The 19,074-nt window shown below is 32.1% G+C and carries 13 protein-coding genes; 5 read left to right on the top strand and 8 right to left on the bottom strand.

Going from position 1 to position 19,074, the window contains the following annotated elements; genetic code table 11:
- Window positions 1-848: T9SS type A sorting domain-containing protein (locus LBV24_RS14160; protein ID WP_224479319.1), on the top strand; the 848-nt coding region annotated here is incomplete at its 5' end.
- A gap of 49 nt (window positions 849-897) precedes the next feature.
- On the opposite strand, the gene LBV24_RS14165 is transcribed toward LBV24_RS14160, so the two are convergent.
- Window positions 898-2,643: a M14 family metallopeptidase gene (locus tag LBV24_RS14165; RefSeq protein WP_224479320.1), complete on the bottom strand. Its 1,746-nt coding sequence runs from the start codon at window positions 2,641-2,643 to the stop codon at window positions 898-900.
- 131 nt (window positions 2,644-2,774) lie between these two features.
- Here LBV24_RS14165 and ctlX point away from each other — a divergent pair, with 131 nt between their 5' ends.
- Window positions 2,775-3,707, top strand: a complete 933-nt coding sequence (gene ctlX, locus LBV24_RS14170) for a citrulline utilization hydrolase CtlX (RefSeq protein ID WP_224479321.1) — start codon at window positions 2,775-2,777, stop codon at window positions 3,705-3,707.
- Here ctlX and LBV24_RS14175 read toward each other — a convergent pair.
- On the bottom strand, window positions 3,704-4,333 hold the full coding sequence (locus LBV24_RS14175; RefSeq protein WP_224479322.1) for a chromophore lyase CpcT/CpeT: 630 nt from the start codon (window positions 4,331-4,333) through the stop codon (window positions 3,704-3,706). The two genes, ctlX and LBV24_RS14175, sit on opposite strands and share 4 nt — an antisense overlap.
- A 35-nt stretch (window positions 4,334-4,368) precedes the next feature.
- A complete protein-coding gene (locus LBV24_RS14180; protein ID WP_224479323.1) occupies window positions 4,369-6,420 on the bottom strand; it encodes a tetratricopeptide repeat-containing sensor histidine kinase in 2,052 nt (683 codons plus the stop codon).
- 655 nt (window positions 6,421-7,075) lie between these two features.
- Here LBV24_RS14180 and argS point away from each other — a divergent pair.
- Both argS and LBV24_RS14190 read left to right on the top strand, forming a co-directional pair.
- Window positions 7,076-8,851 (top strand): arginine--tRNA ligase, encoded by a 1,776-nt coding sequence (gene argS, locus LBV24_RS14185; RefSeq protein ID WP_224479324.1) that lies wholly within the window; start codon window positions 7,076-7,078, stop codon window positions 8,849-8,851.
- A 130-nt stretch (window positions 8,852-8,981) separates the two neighbouring features.
- Complete coding sequence (locus LBV24_RS14190; RefSeq protein WP_224479325.1) at window positions 8,982-10,265, top strand: carboxypeptidase-like regulatory domain-containing protein; 1,284 nt, start codon at window positions 8,982-8,984, stop codon at window positions 10,263-10,265.
- Here the strand turns inward: LBV24_RS14190 and LBV24_RS14195 are convergent.
- The 5 genes from LBV24_RS14195 to LBV24_RS14215 all read right to left on the bottom strand — a co-directional run bounded on the left by LBV24_RS14195 (window position 10,262) and on the right by LBV24_RS14215 (window position 15,911).
- Window positions 10,262-10,807: a YfiT family bacillithiol transferase gene (locus tag LBV24_RS14195; RefSeq protein ID WP_224479326.1), complete on the bottom strand. Its 546-nt coding sequence runs from the start codon at window positions 10,805-10,807 to the stop codon at window positions 10,262-10,264. The genes LBV24_RS14190 and LBV24_RS14195 overlap by 4 nt on opposite strands.
- Window positions 10,808-10,815: 8 nt before the next feature.
- Entirely contained in the window at window positions 10,816-12,066 is a 1,251-nt protein-coding gene (locus LBV24_RS14200; protein WP_224479327.1) for an acyloxyacyl hydrolase, read from the bottom strand.
- Window positions 12,067-12,124: 58 nt separating this feature from the next.
- A complete protein-coding gene (locus LBV24_RS14205) occupies window positions 12,125-14,344 on the bottom strand; it encodes a TonB-dependent receptor plug domain-containing protein (RefSeq protein WP_224479328.1) in 2,220 nt (739 codons plus the stop codon).
- A gap of 88 nt (window positions 14,345-14,432) precedes the next feature.
- The gene (locus LBV24_RS14210; protein ID WP_224479329.1) at window positions 14,433-15,326 is read right to left on the bottom strand and encodes a FecR family protein; all 894 of its coding nucleotides are present in this window, start codon (window positions 15,324-15,326) and stop codon (window positions 14,433-14,435) included.
- A 69-nt stretch (window positions 15,327-15,395) separates the two neighbouring features.
- Entirely contained in the window at window positions 15,396-15,911 is a 516-nt protein-coding gene (locus tag LBV24_RS14215) for an RNA polymerase sigma factor (protein ID WP_224479330.1), read from the bottom strand.
- 104 nt (window positions 15,912-16,015) lie between these two features.
- Here LBV24_RS14215 and LBV24_RS14220 point away from each other — a divergent pair, with 104 nt between their 5' ends.
- A complete protein-coding gene (locus tag LBV24_RS14220; protein WP_224479331.1) occupies window positions 16,016-18,910 on the top strand; it encodes a hypothetical protein in 2,895 nt (964 codons plus the stop codon).
- Window positions 18,911-19,074 lie beyond the last annotated feature (164 nt).

Below are 19,074 nucleotides of genomic sequence, written 5' to 3' on the forward strand. Positions count from 1 at the left end.
GCTTTGATGTCAATAGTCTATTGGTACAAGGCGGAGGAAGCTTGTGCGCATCGTTGGATGTAGCTGGGGCGCCAGTTCACGTAGAGGAAGAAACAGAAGCTTGTACTGCTGAAGCAGGTAGGTTAAGATCAAGTAGCATATTAACGTGCTTAAGTGGTGGCGTGGCTACCATTAGTGCTAATCAAGTAGTGCCAGCTGAAATACCAACTGGTTATGAGCAATTATTTGTTTTGACAAACGCATTTAATCTAACGATATTAGATGTGTCAAGTACTCCTGAATTTGTGGTTTATCATGCTGGTTTTTACAGAATTCATAGTCTTGTTTACAATCCTGATACATTGGATTTAAGTATTGTTGATTTTGGTACTACAACGGCATTTGATGTTTTACCATTGTTACAACAAGGTGGTGGTGAAATTTGTGCATCTCTTGATGCAAAAGGAACTGTAACATTGGTGTTGCCAGGTTTCTTTTGCAATATTTTTGGTGGGTATTATTTCGGAAAAGATATAAATAATGACAAAGATGTTGTGAACACATGGGTAAATCAATATGACAGTTATAATGACTTTGAAAAGGATATGCTAAATGAGTTGACAGTGACTTCTGTTTATCCAAACCCGGTAAAACAAGATTTAAACGTAAATACTATTTTGTTAGATGAAGAATCAGTTGATTATACAATTGTGGATATGCAAGGAAGAATGTTAAAGCAAGGTGTTATTACTACGATGTCTAATGATTCATTTCAGATAGATATGAGCAACTTAAGTAACGGAACATATATTCTTCAACTTAAATCAGAGTTCAGGAACTATACTACTAAAGTGCAGTTGCAACGATAACTTATTATCTAGAATAGATTTAAAGCCACTAGTTTTCTAGTGGCTTTTTTTATTTGTTTAATACTCGATATACAGGGTATTGCATGTGGGCTTTCTCATAATTTCCACTTTGTTTATGTATCCAATCTAATTGCGCATACCAGTTCTCTGCAAATTCTTTATCAAATGTTTTTCTGAGGTTAAAATCAATCTGCAGTTTTGGATTTGCTCTTAAGACTAAATTTGCTCTGTCCTCCCATACATAAGGAGAAAATCCTTCTTTTTGCTGTAATATTGTATCGAAAAAATTCCAATTAAAGAAAGAATCAATAGCTGTAGGTTCCAAAGTTTCTATAAGATATCTAATTGAAGGTTGATCAGTGTAAATTAGATAATCATCCTTTCTGAATTTAATTTCCACAATGGATGACTTTACTTTTGTGGCGTAGTGTGAATAGTGTCCTTCATAAGGTGATCTTCGGGTTTTGTAGTCATCAATTTTATAAGATTCTACCTCTATAATTGTATCATTTTCTAATTGTGATAATTCTACATCATTTAATTGAACAAGGTCAATTACATTATGCCATCCCTGAGGAATTATATATGCTTTGGGTATTTCAATTTCTGAGTTTGATTTAAAGTAATTACGATATTTAACAGGCTTTTCAAATGGTTTTGTTCTGTCATATTTTAATCTTTGTTTTCCGGTTAGCTCGCTGGGTATCATAAAACCTTCAAATCCTTTAAAATTTAAAGTTGAAGACTTTGTAGTATCAATACTCCAGGTTAAAGGGTAGGTCCCACCAGCAGACCAAGTTTTTAATTGTTTATTTCTTAGTGCTTTGATTTGATCACCTTCTTCCTCAATAATTTCAATCATACTTACCATAAGCTCGTACGTTCCTTCAACCCTTTGTTGATATGGTTTTAGCATGTGGGTTTCAATCATCATACCGAGTGTATTAAATAGTGTGGTATAACCAGTGGAGTAACGTGGTGAATCCATAAATTGAGAAAAACCAGATTCTGGTGTTCTGTTAAATACATTTACATAAGGTGTAATGTCCCAAGTTTTTTCTTTCAATTTTTCTTCCAGATTAGGCATCATTTTATCATTGATATACTTGCCCAAAACACCACCCATTTTATTGTGTTGTGTAAAAAGATGCGTAAGTGTGTATTGATAATCAGCGCCATTACTAACATGATTATCAATAAAAACATCTGGTTTTACCAAATGAAATATTTGAGTAAATGTGCGAGCATTTTTACTGTCGGATTTTATAAAATCTCTATTTAAATCATAGTTGCGAGCATTTCCTCTAAAGCCATATTCTTTAGGTCCATTTTGGTTTGTACGCGTTCCGGAATTTCGGTTAAGACTACCACCAACATTATAGATTGGGATTGTCACTAATATTGTTTTTTCTGGTTTATCAATTTTATTTTGAACGATATCCCTGAAGAGCATCATTGTAGCATCAATGCCATCTGACTCACCAGGATGAATTCCATTGTTTATTAATAAAATTCTATTTGTATCTCTTAACTTGTCAAAATCATCTCCAGTACCATTAGTGTTCAGTGTAACAAGGTGCAATGGTTTTCCCGAATCCGTTTCTCCAATAGGTTTTATTGTTATTTCATTATAGGATTCTGCCAAGTCAGAATAGAATTGAATTGTCTGATCGTAAGTAGCAGTTTCAAGCCCCTTACTTTCTTCAAATATTGTAATGAAAGATTGTGATTTATCATTATTGGAATCTTTAGAACAAGACACTATAATTAGACATATAAATAGAAGTTTTTTCATATTCATAAAAATGACGAAAGGTTAAACGTTTCAATATCAAACATAAAGATTTTAATGCACAAAAACTCATTTGAAACTAATTTTCAAATAATAAAAAAGAGTAATTTTACACCACTTTCAAAAAACTAAAAATGCAACAGACAACAGACACAATTTTGATGGTTCGCCCAGTAAATTTTAGGAAGAATGAACAAACTGCTGTAAACAATTATTTTCAGGAGGATATGTCATTGAAGAATACTGAAATTAATACAAAGGCTCAAGAGGAATTTGATGGGTTTGTGAAAAAATTGAGAGCGGTAGGTATTAATGTTATCGTTGTAAGTGATGATGTGTTAATGGATACACCAGATTCAATATTTCCTAATAATTGGGTTAGTTTTCATAGTAATGGTGATGTTGCAATTTATCCTATGTTTGCGGAAAATAGAAGGCTTGAAAGAAGAGATGAAATTTTCATGAAATTAGAAGAAGAAGGTTTTAAAATTGAAAATATTGTTGATTATACTTCGGCTGAGGAAGAAGGGGTTTTTTTAGAGGGTACTGGAAGTATTTTAATGGATAGGGTTAATCAAAAGGCATATTGTGCATTATCTCCAAGAGCAGATGAAGAATTATTTATAGAGTTTTGTGAAGATTTTGAATATTTCCCAGTGATTTTTAATGCCAATCAAACGGTTAATGGAGAGCGTTTACCCATCTATCATACAAATGTTATGATGTGCTTGGCTGAAAACTTTGCTGTAATTTGTTTGGACTCAATTGATGATAAAAAGGAGAGAAAAAATGTTATTAAACATTTAAAGCAAACCAATAAGGAGGTAATTTCTATTACGGAAGAACAGATGCATCAATTTGCTGGTAATATGCTTCAATTAAGAGGCGAAAATGATCAGCGTTATTTAGTAATGAGTGGTGCAGCACATAAAAGCCTATCTAAAGATCAAATTGCAAAAATTGAAAAACATTGCCCAATTATATCAAGTTCCTTAGATACTATTGAAACATGTGGTGGTGGCAGTGCAAGATGTATGATGGCTGAGGTGTTTTTGCCTAAACACTAGTCTAATTTGTTAAATATATAACCACCTTTTTCTGCTCCCCATACGTGGTTACCATCAGCATCAAAACCACGATCCCACGAAATAATTTTATCCTCTAATATTTCTACTTCACTTTGTGCATAGGATGCCCCTCTTAATGAACTGGCACAAGGCTTATCACCTGTTTTGCCATTAAAATGATTTGGCCCAATACGTTTTAAAACAACTTCGCATCCACTTTTTAGAGAAATATCATTAATTGAAATAGAGTCAAAAGCTTTTAGGTTCTTCCATTTTCCTATCCAAAGTGAGTCTGCATTTAAAGTATATACTTCAGAAATAAATGTACTATCATTAACTCTTTTTACCTCATAAATTCTTTGGCGATATGGTTTGTTCTGCATACTGTTCAAGGCTTGCTCAACATATAAGAAATTACCTTTATCTTCCCAGATAGGATACATGTGCAATGATATATTAAAATATGTGGAGTCCACTTGAGATTGAATTTCAGAGTTAAATGACCCTTGCATCATCGTGAACAACTCCGATAAATCTTTATCTGCTTTAAGCTCTTCTGGAGTGTTGTTTTTGCAACTAAAAATAAGACCAATAAAAAGGAATATAATGGCAATAGATTGTCTCATGTAAATTAAAGTTAACTCCCTAAATATATTAAAAGTTATGTGGTAGGAGCTTGTTTTGGCAGTTCAATGAAGAATTTACTACCAACATTTAGTGTGCTTTCTACCCAAATTCTACCATTATTCAATTCTACCAAATCTTTAGCAATTGTGAGGCCTAGACCAGTACCTTTTTCATTTTTGGTACCTATAGTTGTGAAGTTTTTATTAGCCTTAAAAAGTTTGTCTAGATTTTCTCTAGAGATTCCAACACCTGTATCTTCAACACAGATAAGAGCTTTGCCATTAACATCTTGGTTTGAAACTGTAATTACATCACCTGTTCTACTAAATTTCACGGCATTGGTAATTAAATTTTGAATAACAATTTCAATCATACTTCTATCGGCATAAACAAAATCTCTTTGAGATTCATCGATAAGTACAATGCGTTTGTCCTCTAATTTTTGTTCTACTAAGGCAATCTTATTTTGGAATACCTCTTGAATATTGAAGTGTTCTTGTTTTGGTTCTAAATTTTGTAGTTGTGATTTAGACCAATTAAGCAGATTAAAAAGAAGTGCTGAAGCATTATTTGCATTCTCGCTTAACTCAGGTATTAGATCGTTGAACTCTTCTCTAGAGATGCTATCCTCTTTCAATAAATCTAAAAATGCTTTAATTGAAGAAATGGAATCTTTTAAATCGTGGGACACAATTGAGAATAACTTATCCTTAACTTGATTTACTTCTTCTAGATGATGCGTTTGTTCTAGAATTGCATCATTTCTAATTTTCTCAAGTTCTAATTCTTCTTTTTGCTCATTTACTTTTTTCTTATAGCCAGATAATTTTACAAGGCTGTAGATTAATAGTCCAGAGAGTAATAATAAAGCAAGAATTCCTCCATAAAAATATAGAGGATTCTTGCTAAACCAATTGTCTTTACCATCATTAGGTTGGATGGTATTTTCGCTATCAACAAAAGGATCATTGTCTTCAATATCTAAAGGTTCTAATTCTGTAGGGTAAACGGGTTGTTCTTCTTTAGATAGTTCGTCTTTTAAATCGTAATATTTATTCTGCCAAAAAAATGCATTCTGGTAATAACCTCGTGTAGAATCTAATGCAATATGTAGTTTGTAATTCTCTAAAAGTTCTGTCTTATTGTCTATTTTTTGGGCTATAGTATAGGCCTCGTTGAGTTGTAATTCTGCTAGTTTTACTTTTCTACGTTGTAAGTTTAAATTTCCAATAGCATTGAGAGTCCTTAGTAACCCTTCTTCATTACCTTGTCTACGATTGTATTGTAGCCCTTCTACAAGTAAAGAGGAAGCCTTGTCATATTCTTTAAACTTTAAATACTCGCTACCGAGTTTGGGCAATATTTCTCCTCTTAATTCTTGATCAGAATCAGGAAGAATCAGATCTAGAACCTTCTCGTAATATTCTATGGCTTTGCGATGTTCTTTCCTAAGCGAATATAAATCTGCTATATTTTTAGTTGAACTTTTAATACCATCAAAATCATCAATCTGCTTTCTAATAGCTAGAGCTTTAAAATTAAAATCTATTGCCTTGTCGATTTGATTGGTTTTAAAATAAGCTTCGGCTAAATTATTGTATGCGGAACTTAATTCACCCTTAAGACCCTTTTCCTCAAATATGTCAATTGCTGATAGCGAATTTCTAAGTCCAACTGCATAGTTGCCTCTTTTTATCTCTATCAGTCCAATACTGTTACTCACTTTGGCAACACCTAAAGAATCTTTTATTTGTAGAAAGTACTGACGTGATTTGTTATAATTATCAATGGCATTGAAATAGTCATTTTTTTGAGTGTAGATAAGTGCTCTGTAATAACTGCTCTCAGCAAGTCCTTTTAGATAATTTAAGTCTTCTGATAGTTTGGAGGTTCGGTTGACATAGAGCATTGCTTTTTTATAATCTTCAATGTCATATAATTCATTGATGAGTTCAATTGACAAATCTACCTTAGTAGAATCTTGGTCTTGAAATGCCAACTGTACGGTAAGATTATCTATTCTCTCATTTTGGGCAAAACCTGAAAATGAGACAACAAATAACAACAATGTCAGTATCCACCTCATGCTGGGGAGATGTTACAGAGAATTGTGTTGTTTTGGGTAGAAAAACTTTTATACTGATATACAAAATGTAAGTTCACACAAAACAAAATCAACCTAGTTAATGTTTGTTCCTTAAGCCTCATCAAAGTTTGGGACGTTTGTTAATAGCCTACCAAAAATGCATCAATGCTGTCAAAATCACTAATTATCGGGATTTAATACCAATAAATTAGATAAAAGGGCAGATGAAAATCACTAAAAAAAAGCTAAATCGACCAACGGTAAAAAACATAGAAAAACTACCGTTTTATCGATGAAATGCACGTTTCTTTTAATTGTCTATTTTACAGTAAGTTAGGTCTTTGGTGGTTGGAAGATGCATATATTTATTGTGATAAATAAACTTGAATAAAAAAATCAATTATTAGACTAATTCTTGTCAAAATTTCATGTGGTTTTCATCATTGACTAGAATTGCAAAATCCTACCGAGCATGAGCTTTGATTTCATGATTTAAAAAAGACAGAACTCATATACTTTTAATTAGAAGTTTTTGTCTTTTATGGCACAGATTGATTTTAAGCATTAGTGTTGGCAATTTATGCAATGCTTCTAATATTAAAACAATTAATCTGCTATCTTTGCAGGCGTTTAGAAACACAATATTAAACTTAAAATGAATCTTCAGGAAACTTTAGAAATACAAGTTAAAGAAGCAGTGCAAAAATTGTTTCAAGCTGAACTGCCATCAGTTGAATTTCAATCAACACGCAAGGAGTTTGCTGGTGATATTACCGTAGTAGTTTTTCCAATGCTTCGTGTAGTAAAAGGCAATCCTGTAGTAATAGGTGAGCAAATCGGAGAATATTTGAAATCAAACCTGGATTTGGTTAAAGACTTTAATGTTGTTAAAGGATTTCTGAATGTTGAAATTGATGACTCGTACTATCTGGATTTCTTAAATGCTATAAAGGATAAGGGTAATTATGGTTATGTTGATAGATTAGATGAAGGAGCTGTAATGGTAGAATATTCTTCGCCAAATACAAACAAGCCATTACACTTAGGGCATGTTAGAAATGTATTATTAGGATATAGTGTCTCTGAAATATTGAAAGCATCTGGTAAAAAAGTTTATAAAACTCAAATTATCAATGATAGAGGAATACATATTTGTAAAAGTATGTTGGCCTGGAAACGTTTTGGAAATGGTGAAACACCTCAGACTACTGGATTAAAAGGAGATAAACTCGTTGGAAATTATTACGTAGAATTTGATAAAGCCTATAAAGCAGAGATTTCTGAATTGGTAAATAAAGGACAATCGGAAGATGATGCTAAAAAGAATGCTCCAATTTTGTTGGAAGCACAAGAAATGTTACGTAAATGGGAAGCTGGAGATGAAGAGGTAGTGGCATTATGGAAAACTATGAACCAATGGGTATATGATGGTTTTGAAGCAACCTATAAAGCCATTGGAGTAGATTTTGACGCTTATTATTATGAAAGTGACACCTATCTTTTAGGCAAGGAGTTTATCGCCGAAGGATTAACAACAGGTGTGTTTTTTAAGAAGAAGGATGGTTCTGTTTGGTGCGATTTAACCGAAGATGGATTAGACGAAAAAATAGTTTTAAGAAGTGATGGTACAGCTGTCTATATGACACAAGATATAGGTACTGCGATTCAGCGATTAAAGGATTACCCAGATGTTGGAGGTATGGTTTATACCGTAGGTAATGAGCAAGACTATCATTTTAAAGTATTGTTTTTAATCTTAAAGAAGCTTGGTTTTGAATGGGCAAAGAATTTATATCATTTAAGTTATGGTATGGTAGATTTACCAAGTGGTAAAATGAAGAGTAGGGAAGGTACTGTAGTTGATGCTGATGATTTAATACAAGAAATGGCGGATACTGCTGAAGAGATTTCTAAAGAACTTGGGAAGCTTGATGATTATAATGAAAATGAAAAGAAAGCTCTATACAAAACTATAGGTCTTGGTGCATTAAAATATTTCATTTTAAAAGTTGATCCTAAGAAAAGAATCTTGTTTGATCCTAAAGAATCTATAGATTTTCAAGGGAATACAGGACCGTTTATTCAATATACATATGCAAGGATCCAATCTATACTGAGAAAATCAAAGGAGTCTGGAAATACAGAGGTATTGGATATTTCGCTTCATGAAAAGGAGAAACAGTTGTTAAAACAATTGGAGTTATTCCCTGAAGTGATACAAAACGCAGCGACACAACACAGTCCTGCTTTAATTGCAAACTACACATACGACTTGGTTAAAGATTTCAATTCCTTCTATCAAAATGTTTCAATTTTGGGAGCTGATTCAGATAAGGAAAAAACATTTAGAGTAGCTTTATCCAGAACTGTTGGTCAAACTATAAAAAATGCTTTCAGTATTCTGGGAATAGATGTTCCTGAACGCATGTAATTCTTTAATAACAGGCGGTGCAATACATATTTTAACCATTTTGTGGATAGAAAAATGCCACGATTTTCGTATCTTTACTAATGGCATTTTATAAAAATCTATAGTATTGTTTAATCTAAAAAATGCAGTTATGGAACGGTTAATTTTTAAGAATAAATTGAGTTTTATAGGTCTTGGTTTGATGTTATTTTTATTGTCACCAAGCTTTGCTCAAAATACATATTCCGAATATAAAGGAAAAGTAGTTGATGCTAGAAATAACAGGGCTTTAGAATATGTAAGTCTAAATGTGTTGGAAACTAATATAAGTACAATAACAAATTCTGAAGGAGAATTTTTATTAAAGGTACCAGAGGCTTATAAGGATTCTAAAATTGTTGTTGCCTTATTAGGGTACACAAAAAAGGTAATTAATCTTACCGATCTATCAGAAAACACATCTGTAATTAAATTGGAAGAGGCGTATACAGAACTTAAAGAAGTTAATGTTTCAGCTTTTAAAGATGCTGGTAAATTAGTTAGAAAGGTATTTGCCGAAAAAAGTAAGACCATTCAAAATCAGTCAGTGTACATGACAGCTTTTTATAGGGAAACTATAAAACGTAGAAATAGAAATGTTTCTTTAACTGAGGCCGTAGTAAATATTTTAAAACAACCTTATACTTCTGCAAATAGAGATGCCGTAAAATTAGGTAAGGCTAGAAAAAGTACAGATTATAAACGATTAGATACGGTGTCCGTAAAATTACAAGGAGGTCCGTTTTCAACATTGTATTTAGATATTATGAAATATCCTGAATATATTTTTACTGAGGAAAGTTTTGATACCTATAGATTTTCTTTTGACGCTCCTACCACTGTGAATAATAGAAATGTTTATGTGGTTGATTTTAAGCCTAGAAACAAGACCTTAGATTTAAGCTATTTCGGTAAGTTATATATTGATGTAGAAACTCTGGCATTGGTAAGTGCTAGTTATTCGTTGGATGTTAGTAACAAAGGCAAATCAAGAAACCTATTGGTTAAGAGAAAACCAAGAGATATTGTTGTTTATCCATTAGAAGCTAAATACAAGGTAGATTACAAACAAAATCGAGGTAAATGGTATTACAGTTACTCTAACCTGAGCTTAAAATTTAAGGTCAATAAAAAACGGGAAATCTTCAATAAAGTCTATACACTCTCTAGTGAAATGGCTGTAACGGATTGGGAATTAAATACTGATGATATTAAAATAAAAAACAAGGACAAATTACGTCCTACTGTAATTATTACTGATGCCATTTCAGGATTTTCAGACCCTGATTTCTGGGGAGAGTACAATCTTATTGAGCCAGATAAATCAATAGAATCTGCAATTGAAAAGATTAGAAAGAACATTAAGAAAGAACAAGAGAAAAACAGTCTTCCTTAATTGTATTTTCCCTTACCAGTTATCGCTTGTTTAATATGAGCCAAATGATGGTTGCTGTGCCATGCATAGACTCCTATGGTTTCTTCTATGGTATAAATTTTTCCGTATTCTGGATGGACAAATTCTCTTTTTAATTCTTCATCATTTAAACCTTTAAGAAGTATACCCAATTTTTGATGCACGCCTTTGAGTATTGAAATGGAAGAATCTAAAGGTTCATCATAATCAGATAATTTGGCAAACCTATCCTCAAAATATGGTCGTATTGCAGGTCTATGTTCAGTTAGCGCGAGTTTAAACCGTGTGATACTATTAATGTGGCTATCTGCACAATGGTGAACCACTTGTTTAATAGTCCATCCTTCTGGTCTATATTTATAGTTGAGTTCAACCTCACTCAATTTTTCTGTTAAGTTTAAAATTGAAGAAGGTAAGTTTTCAATAGTTTCAATCCAGTTGGCAATATGTTTTGCATCTATTTTTTCGGGCTTTTGAAATTCACCAATCGGAAACCTAAGTTTATGAAATTCTTGTTCAGTCATAATAGATTTTATTCTGATGATTTTTTGAAGTTATATCTATATGTATATCCAATACTCATTTCCGTAAAATCTGCTTGTCCTAAATTGGCATTAATATGCGCTCCTATAAAGATATTATGTTTTGGTGATTTATTAGTTGACCATAAATAATATTTTAGTCCCATTCTTGACGAAATGGTCCTTTTTATTTCGTAATACCAATCTAATTCGCCAAGTACAACTATGGTTTCTCCATTTCCAGTTTGGTAAGAATAACCTTGGTTAAGTTGCCAGTCTATTTTATAAAAAGGTTTATGAATATTCAAACCTAAATCAAATTCAAAACCAACATGTCCTAATAATAATTCTGATGTTGCGAAAAGTCCAAAATTAGTGGCATAACCAAATGGGTTATCTTTAAAATGTGGTAATTGCTCTTCTAATAAAGTGCCATTATTATTTATGTAATCGTAATAATGCTCATAGAAACGGTAATAGAAACCGCCTCCAAATTTAAAGGTGTTATTAATTATTTTTCCTGCATTCATTGCTATTGAATAAACCTCTTTTTTAGTATTGAATTCTTCTGAAAGTACATTTTGTCCTATGCCTAGTCGCCAAGAAAAATAATTTTGTGACTTAGATTTAAAATTATGTTTTACATCATCATTGATTTGTATTTCTTTTGAATCAATTTTCGCTGAAATGCTAGCGACTAAAGAATTAAGACCTTGGTTTGGCAATCTTGTATGACCATTAGAATGATGTAAATAGCCTAATCCAAAACGATAAGCAATATTATTTTTATTCACTAAATCGCGATATAGAAATGATCGAAATGACCAATTGATGTCAGTAGTTATTGCTCTATTAAATGGATTATTTACTTCGTCATATTGTGTATTAGTGTACGAAGCTCCAAAACCTACATGAACATTTAAATTTGGGATTCGTTTCTTTAAAAGTGAGAACTCTATAAATGGTAAAAGAGAAATTGCTTGACCAACTTTTTCAGAATTTCCAAAATCCGTATAACCAATGCTAATTCCTGTTTTTGGATAATTTAATCTGGCAGCCCATTCTTTATTTGGTTTAAAGTTATAATTCCCTAAACTGAAGAATATATTTTTTTGAAGATTGGTTTTTGGAAAATCAGTATTTGCTTCAAGGGTCTTTCCTAACATTAATTCTAAAACATAGAATGAAGATTCCTTTTCTAAAGTGTCTTTAGATTGACCTGTTAGACTAAGTGCATAACACAGTACAGAACAGGTTGTCAAAAATTTGAAAAATGATTTAATAAGAAACGAGTTAGTTGGTTGAGTTTAAAATTAATAACTAAAATCTTATTCTTAAACTTAAATTAGGTGTAAATTTTAAAGACCTATTGTCTATTTGAACAATGGTATTGTCAGAATCAAAAGTATAAAAGCGATTAATGATATTGGTTTGATCAAATAAATTCCAGATTGAGGCACCAACTTCTGCTTTGATATTATTCTTAAAATTAAAATTATAAATGGCAGAAACGTCAGTTCTAAAATAATTGCTAATTCTAGAGCTATTCGGTGTTTTGTATTCTATTGTGCTATTAGTATCATCTTGGGTTTCACTTGGCTCAGTATAAGGTCTACCAGAATGCCAATTGATACCTAATCCTATTTTTAAATTATCAATATTATAAGTAAACGAAGCATTTGCAGTATGTGTTAAATCTAATGTATTTGGAAATGGACTTCCATCATTTAAATTTCTAAATGTATAATCGTTTTTACTATAAGAATAACTTAACCAAGTGCTAAAATCTTCAAACCTTTTATTAATTAGAAAGTCAACACCTTTAATTGTGTACGAACCAATATCATTTACAAATTGAAATTGATTTTGAAACCCTTGACTTTTTGCTGTTATATTGTCTACAAACTTGTAATAGCCTTCAGCTGAAATTAATAAATCATTTTTATCATAGCTCAATCCAATTGATGCCTGTTGACTTTTAATGATAGGAACATCAGTTCCATTTGCGAGTTGCCAACGTCTTTTTTCAATACCAAAAAAATCTTGTTGTAGGTCTATAATTTGGGTAATAGATTGACTTTTTAATTCGGCCAGAAATTCTAGTCTAAAATTATCAAGGAACTTTTGGTTAAATGTAATTCGTGGTTCCATTAATACTTCAGAAACCTTATCAAAATAACTCATTCTTGCACCAAAACGGATTGAACTATTTTTAGATAAAGAATTCCATTCAACCTCACCAAATAAAGCATGTGTTCGTACAACCTCCTTTATTAAATTTGAGAATATAGGATTTGAAACATCTTCAAAATTAGTAACGCCAACCTCATTAAATTGATAGCCGCTATTTATGGCGAGGTTGTCACTGACAGTTTTAGAAAAGTCAATTCTAATACCTAAATCTTCAACTTTATTTTCTTGTACCAATATTTGGTTATTGGTAATATCATTATTAGAAGCCTCAAGATCATAATTTGAAAAATATGCTGTTACAGATGTTTCTAAGCTATTATCCCACAGTTTTGAGTATTTAATGCTGGCTCCAAAACTGTTTTGAAACAAGTCACTTTCGCTTTCTTGAAAACTATTCTGACTTGTGGTGTAGACTTGATTATAATCTAATCCGTTATAAATGTTTAAAAAGTTGACTCTTAATTTGGAGGTGTCGTTTATGTCGTAAAGGAATTTTAAGTTAAAATCATGAAATACAAAGCGTTCGTCCAAAGAAAGCTGAGTGCTGGTATTATTAGATGCATTTAGCTCAGAATCTCTAAAAATCCTATCAAAATAAGAGTCATAAGTTAGTGTCGCAAATACATCAGTAAATGATCGTCTAGCTGAAAGTTGAAGCTCGGTTTTTTGAGATAATGGAATTTTGGCGAACCCATCAGCGCTAATTAGGTTAGAGCCAATGCCAGCTTCAAATTTATTATCTAATTTATCAGAATTATTGATAGATATTATACTAGATACACCATTACCGAATCTAGCACTAGTGCCATTTTTTGAAATGTTCACCTCATTTGTTAAGTAAGGGTTAAATGCCGATATCAGCCCAAAAAAATGACCGCTTTGATACATTCTAATACCTTCGTATAAAATTAAATTTTGATCATTTGTGCCACCTCTTACATTTATGTTAGAAATTCTCTCATCAACACTTACAACGCCTGGTAATTTTTGTACTATTTGTAATACATCAGGTTCAATTAAACCTGGTAATATTTTAAAGGCTTTGGTGTCTACTTTAATAGCGCCATTGTTGGTTTTTGCGATTCCCTTTGTGAGGAAGTTTTTAATGACCACTTCTTCTAGGCGCTGAACAATAAAATTATTAGTGTTTGGATTTTTTGATATGGCAATGAATCTATTACTGAGTATTTTAAACTCTAAATCAGTAGATAGCCTCAATTCTCGTAAGACTTGTCTTAATGTGTAATTTGGATTGAGTTGAGGTAATGTAATTCCTTCTATACTCTTAGGTTCATAAGAGAACTTAACCTCAAATTTTTCTTCAATTCCTTGCAGAATTGTTGCCAAGGGTAGCTGTTCACTCTTTTCGCTTTGACAATAACTTAAGTTAGAGAAGGTGATTAAAAAAAGATAAAAAACTACACAACGAAATAGTTTACTCACGTCTTAGTACAATAGATGAACCTGATTTATTGTAACCTAAATTTAGTGGTATTGTAATGGATTTCAATGCTAAATCTAAATTTTTGTGGGTAAAACTTCCTGTAAATAGACGAGACGTATCAACTTCATCACTATCTATAGTCAGATTATAGTGGTTTTCTAATTCAGATATAACGTGTTTTAATGGAATTTCTGTAAAACTGCTCTCGCCTTCTAGCCAAGTAGGTGCAGAGGCAAATATATTTTCTTTTGCAATTAGATGCTTTCCATCGATTAGTTTAACTGTGTTGCCTGGTTTTAATTTTGTTTCACTACCATTATACTTAACAGAAACTAATCCTTCAAAACATGTAACTTCAAAATAGTCGTTTCTTTGCTTTACATTAAATTGTGTGCCTAGTACAGAAACAATACCATCGTTTGTTATTACATCAAATTTTTTACCTTTTGCAACTTTAAAAAAGGCTTCTCCATTAAGGTGAACTTCTCTGTTTTCTTCCCATTTTCTGTTATTATAAGTAATTGAGGAATTCGCATTTAATTCAACTTCAGAAGCATCAGGCAATTCAACTGTAGTAAGCTGTGCAATATCAGTATTGATATTTGTATCTAAAGAACCAGAATAATAATATATACTAAATCCTAGTGCCAAAACCGCTGCAATTCTTAATAAAGGTCTATACCAATTATTATGCGATTTAGTATTAAGTTTAGGATTTAATGCCTCAAAACTCTTATCTGCATTAAATTCAGGAGCTTTAAAACTTGCCATGGCGTTACCTAAGCGGATTATTTCTTTGTAATCCGGTAACTGCTCAAAGGCTTTTTGCTCTTGAGAATTGAGGTTATTATCTAACCATTTTTTTATGAGTTCGTCTTTATTCATAATTCACATTCAAACATAAAACAGTTTACTTTTATTTTTTCCTACCCTATCTATGCATTATTTTTAAAATTATAGTTCTTTTATGTCTTCCCTTAGTTTTTTTAGTGCACTATAAATTCTCTTTTCAACGGCTTTTGTTGATATATCTAATAAGGATGCAATTTCTTTAAATCGTTTGCCTTCAACTCTGTTCATTAAAAATGCCACACGTTGGGCTTCGGTTAAATTTGAGAGCGCCTTTTGGAGTTTTTGGTGGTATTCTTTTTCCTGCATTACAAATTCAGGAGATTCGTTTGTAGCACTTTTCTGAGGTTGTTTGTTATATTTTAGTACTACCTTTTCATGTGCAACAGCATTTAACATCAAATTATTTGCAGTAGTAAACAAGAAACTCTTGGCTTTATCTGGTGAAATTTTAGAACAGTTCTGCCAAACCTTAATAAAAGCTTCCTGAACCTTGTCTTCAGGATTTAACCGTTCTCCAAATTTATAATAGAGGAAGTTATGCAGATCTTTGGCATATTTTTTATAAAAATGCTCAAAGAAGGCATTCTCGCAAATATTATCTTTGATCGGTTGGCGCATATTTTATTTAGTGTTGCACAAATTATAAATATTTTTTTTAAATAAGGGGTAGGAGTTTTTTAGACTAGCCTGTTATATAAGTAAATCAACAAAATAAATATGTTATGAAGACCAAATTCAATCAATTTATCCTACTAGCCTTTTTTGCCCTATTAAGCTTTACAGCTTGTCAAAATGAAGAAACACAGGTTATCAATCCGTCTGAACAAGAAACAATAGTTCCTAGTTCTGCATTAGCCGGTTTAATGAGTAACACAACTGCTAATTATGGCGCTTATGACGATGTTTTAGATGGTTCTCCATGTTTCTCTATTGACCTACCAGTAACAATAGTTATTAGTGATATTACAATAACTATTGAATCAGAAGAAGATTTAGAAGAACTAGAAGATTTGTTTGAACAATTCGAAGGAAACGAAGATATTCTAGATTTTATCTTTCCTATTACAATCATTTTTAATGACTACACAGAGATAGTAATTGAAAATGAAGAGCAGTTAGAAAATTTTATTACTGATTGTGATGATGATGAAGATGATGTTATAGAATGTATTGATTTCGTTTATCCAATTTCATTTTCTGTATTCAATGCTGATTTTGATATTATTGATACGGTAACTATTGAAAATGATGAGGCGCTTTATCACTTTCTAGAAGAACTAGAAGAAGACGATAACGCCTTGATAGTTAGTTTAAACTATCCGGTTACATTAGAATATGCAAATGGTGAAACCATTGAAGTAAACTCTAATGAAGAATTAGCAGAAGCTATTGAATTGGCATCTAATGATTGTGACGATGATGATGAAGAATATGAGTGTAATGAAGATAATATCGCTGAGTTATTAGTTGAATGCCCTTGGGATATTGACGATGAGTTTAATGACTTTGATGACTATCAAATTACATTTAATGCAGATGGTACTTTAGAAATCTCTGAAGGTGACGCAACATCGGCAATAGGAGGTAACTGGGAGTTAACAGCTACTGACGATGGACTTAAGTTAATACTTTCTGATCTAACAGCTTATGATCAAGACTTAGGAGGTATTTGGATAATTACAGAATGTGATGATGATGAGTTAATCATAGAAAGAGGAGATTTCACAATTGAGTTAGATCAAGATTGTGATGATGATGAAGTAGATTGTTCTGTAGGAGAAATTTATGAAAGTATAGTAGAATGTGCGTGGTTGTTTGAGACTAATTTAATTGATACAACTGTAGCTGTATATGTTTACTTTACTCCAGATGGTCAGATATTAAATGCAAATGCAGATGGAACTGAATCAGTAATTGGTACATGGGAGTTAACACTTACAGGATCTTATATTTATTTTGATCTAGAATTTGAAAGTGAATTTGAAGTACTTAACGGTTTATGGAAAGTTGCTGAATGTGAAGATGATGAACTGTACTTAATTAATGAGAATAACTATATCTATCTACACCAGGAGTGTGATGATAATGAAGTGGATTGTGATGATGAAGATGTTGAGGTTAATCTTAAAGAGTGTGTTTGGAATGTTGTAAACTACAACGGAAGTGATGATCTAATTGATTTTAATTTTGATTTCACTGTAAATTATGATGTTTTTGTATCACTTAATGGTAATGTAGTCCAAGAAGGTAACTGGTCAGTTTCTTCTAATCCAGGAGGTTTAAACCTTAACATTGAATTACAATTTGAGAATATAACAGGTACATGGCAAATTATTGAGTGTGATGACGATAGATTAAAACTTGTTAGAGAAAATGATTATATCATTTTAGAACGCGATTGTGAAACTGATGCAAATCCATTTGAATGTTATGAAACTGATGGAGTAGAGCTAGAAGAATGTGATGAAGATGGAGATGGTTTCGGAGTATTTAATATTTACGAAGCTGTACCAGACTGTAGTAGTGAAAACACCTTGTCAATATCATTCCATACTTCTGCAGAAGGTGCTGCTACAAATACAGATATTTTAGAAGGAGCAACGGCTTATACAAACACTAGCAATCCTCAAACAGTATATGTAAGAGTTGCATTAGGTGATAATCCAGAGGTCTTTTATAAATACCCAGTAGAGTTAATTGTAGAAGATTGTTACGAAGGTGTATTTGATTGCTTCAGTGATTTTGAACTAGAAGCTTGTGCAAATCCAAATGGTGTTGCTGAATTTAACTTAAGTGCAAATACAATAGGCTTAATTGACTGTCAGTATAGTTTTACAGCTACATTCCATGAAACAGAGGCAGATGCTGAGGCTGGTATAGAGGCAATCCAAAATACAGAGTCTTATTATGCTGATACTGGAGAGGTTTACTTAAGAATAGTCTCAGAGAGCGGAAATTATGAAGTATATACAATCTACTTATTTGTTGCAGAATGTAATCCTTTTGAGTGCTTCGAGAGTTTTGATGCTGTAGTTGAAGTATGTGATGATGGTACTGATGGACCAAACCTATATGATTTAACAACTGCTTTTGCAAATTGTACGCCATCAGTAGATGTAGTAACATATCATGAAACACAGTCAGATGCGGCAAACGGAGTCAATGTAATTGCAAACCCAAGTGCTTATGCTTATGCTGGTGTTGAAACAACGGTATATATAAGAGTTGAAAGTGAAAACCAGATAGGAATATTCCAAATCCATTTAGTTGAATTAGATTGTAATCCAGGTGTATGTACTGAAGAAGATGTAGACGGTATATTGGCTGAGTGTTCTTGGATACCGGTTAGCTACAATGGAGATGATAATTTAATCGATTGGACATTAAACTTTGAAGCTAATAGCCAAGTGGTTGTTATGTCTAATGGAGAAACAACAGTAACCGCGACCTATACTACGTCAGGATCTGCTGACGGTGTTATAATAGAATTTGCAAATGTTGCAGGTCCAGATATTCAAGCCTTATCAGGTAGCTGGTTGGTTGTAGAATGTTCTGATGAAATGTTGCATTTACAAAACGGAGATATAAACTTAGTGCTAGAAAGAACATGTGATTAAGAAGAAGAACCGCTAAAGTAAGTTAGTATTTTTAGTAAGTTTAAGTTGATGAAAAGAGTTGCCCACCGCTAGGCGACTCTTTTTTATTGCATTATTATCAGTTTTCCATGTCTTAAATTAATAATATCGAGTTCGTTTATCTCTTGTAAATTCTTAAATTTGCA

Source organism: Winogradskyella vincentii (genome assembly GCF_020166345.1).
GTDB lineage: Bacteria > Bacteroidota > Bacteroidia > Flavobacteriales > Flavobacteriaceae > Winogradskyella > Winogradskyella vincentii.

Coding starts and splice junctions, on each gene's coding strand:
- LBV24_RS14165 (WP_224479320.1), bottom strand. CDS start 2,643: ATGAAAAAACTTCTATTTATATGTCTAATTATAGTGTCTTGTTCTAAA.
- ctlX (WP_224479321.1), top strand. CDS start 2,775: ATGCAACAGACAACAGACACAATTTTGATGGTTCGCCCAGTAAATTTT.
- LBV24_RS14175 (WP_224479322.1), bottom strand. CDS start 4,333: ATGAGACAATCTATTGCCATTATATTCCTTTTTATTGGTCTTATTTTT.
- LBV24_RS14180 (WP_224479323.1), bottom strand. CDS start 6,420: ATGAGGTGGATACTGACATTGTTGTTATTTGTTGTCTCATTTTCAGGT.
- argS (WP_224479324.1), top strand. CDS start 7,076: ATGAATCTTCAGGAAACTTTAGAAATACAAGTTAAAGAAGCAGTGCAA.
- LBV24_RS14190 (WP_224479325.1), top strand. CDS start 8,982: ATGGAACGGTTAATTTTTAAGAATAAATTGAGTTTTATAGGTCTTGGT.
- LBV24_RS14195 (WP_224479326.1), bottom strand. CDS start 10,807: ATGACTGAACAAGAATTTCATAAACTTAGGTTTCCGATTGGTGAATTT.
- LBV24_RS14210 (WP_224479329.1), bottom strand. CDS start 15,326: ATGAATAAAGACGAACTCATAAAAAAATGGTTAGATAATAACCTCAAT.
- LBV24_RS14215 (WP_224479330.1), bottom strand. CDS start 15,911: ATGCGCCAACCGATCAAAGATAATATTTGCGAGAATGCCTTCTTTGAG.
- LBV24_RS14220 (WP_224479331.1), top strand. CDS start 16,016: ATGAAGACCAAATTCAATCAATTTATCCTACTAGCCTTTTTTGCCCTA.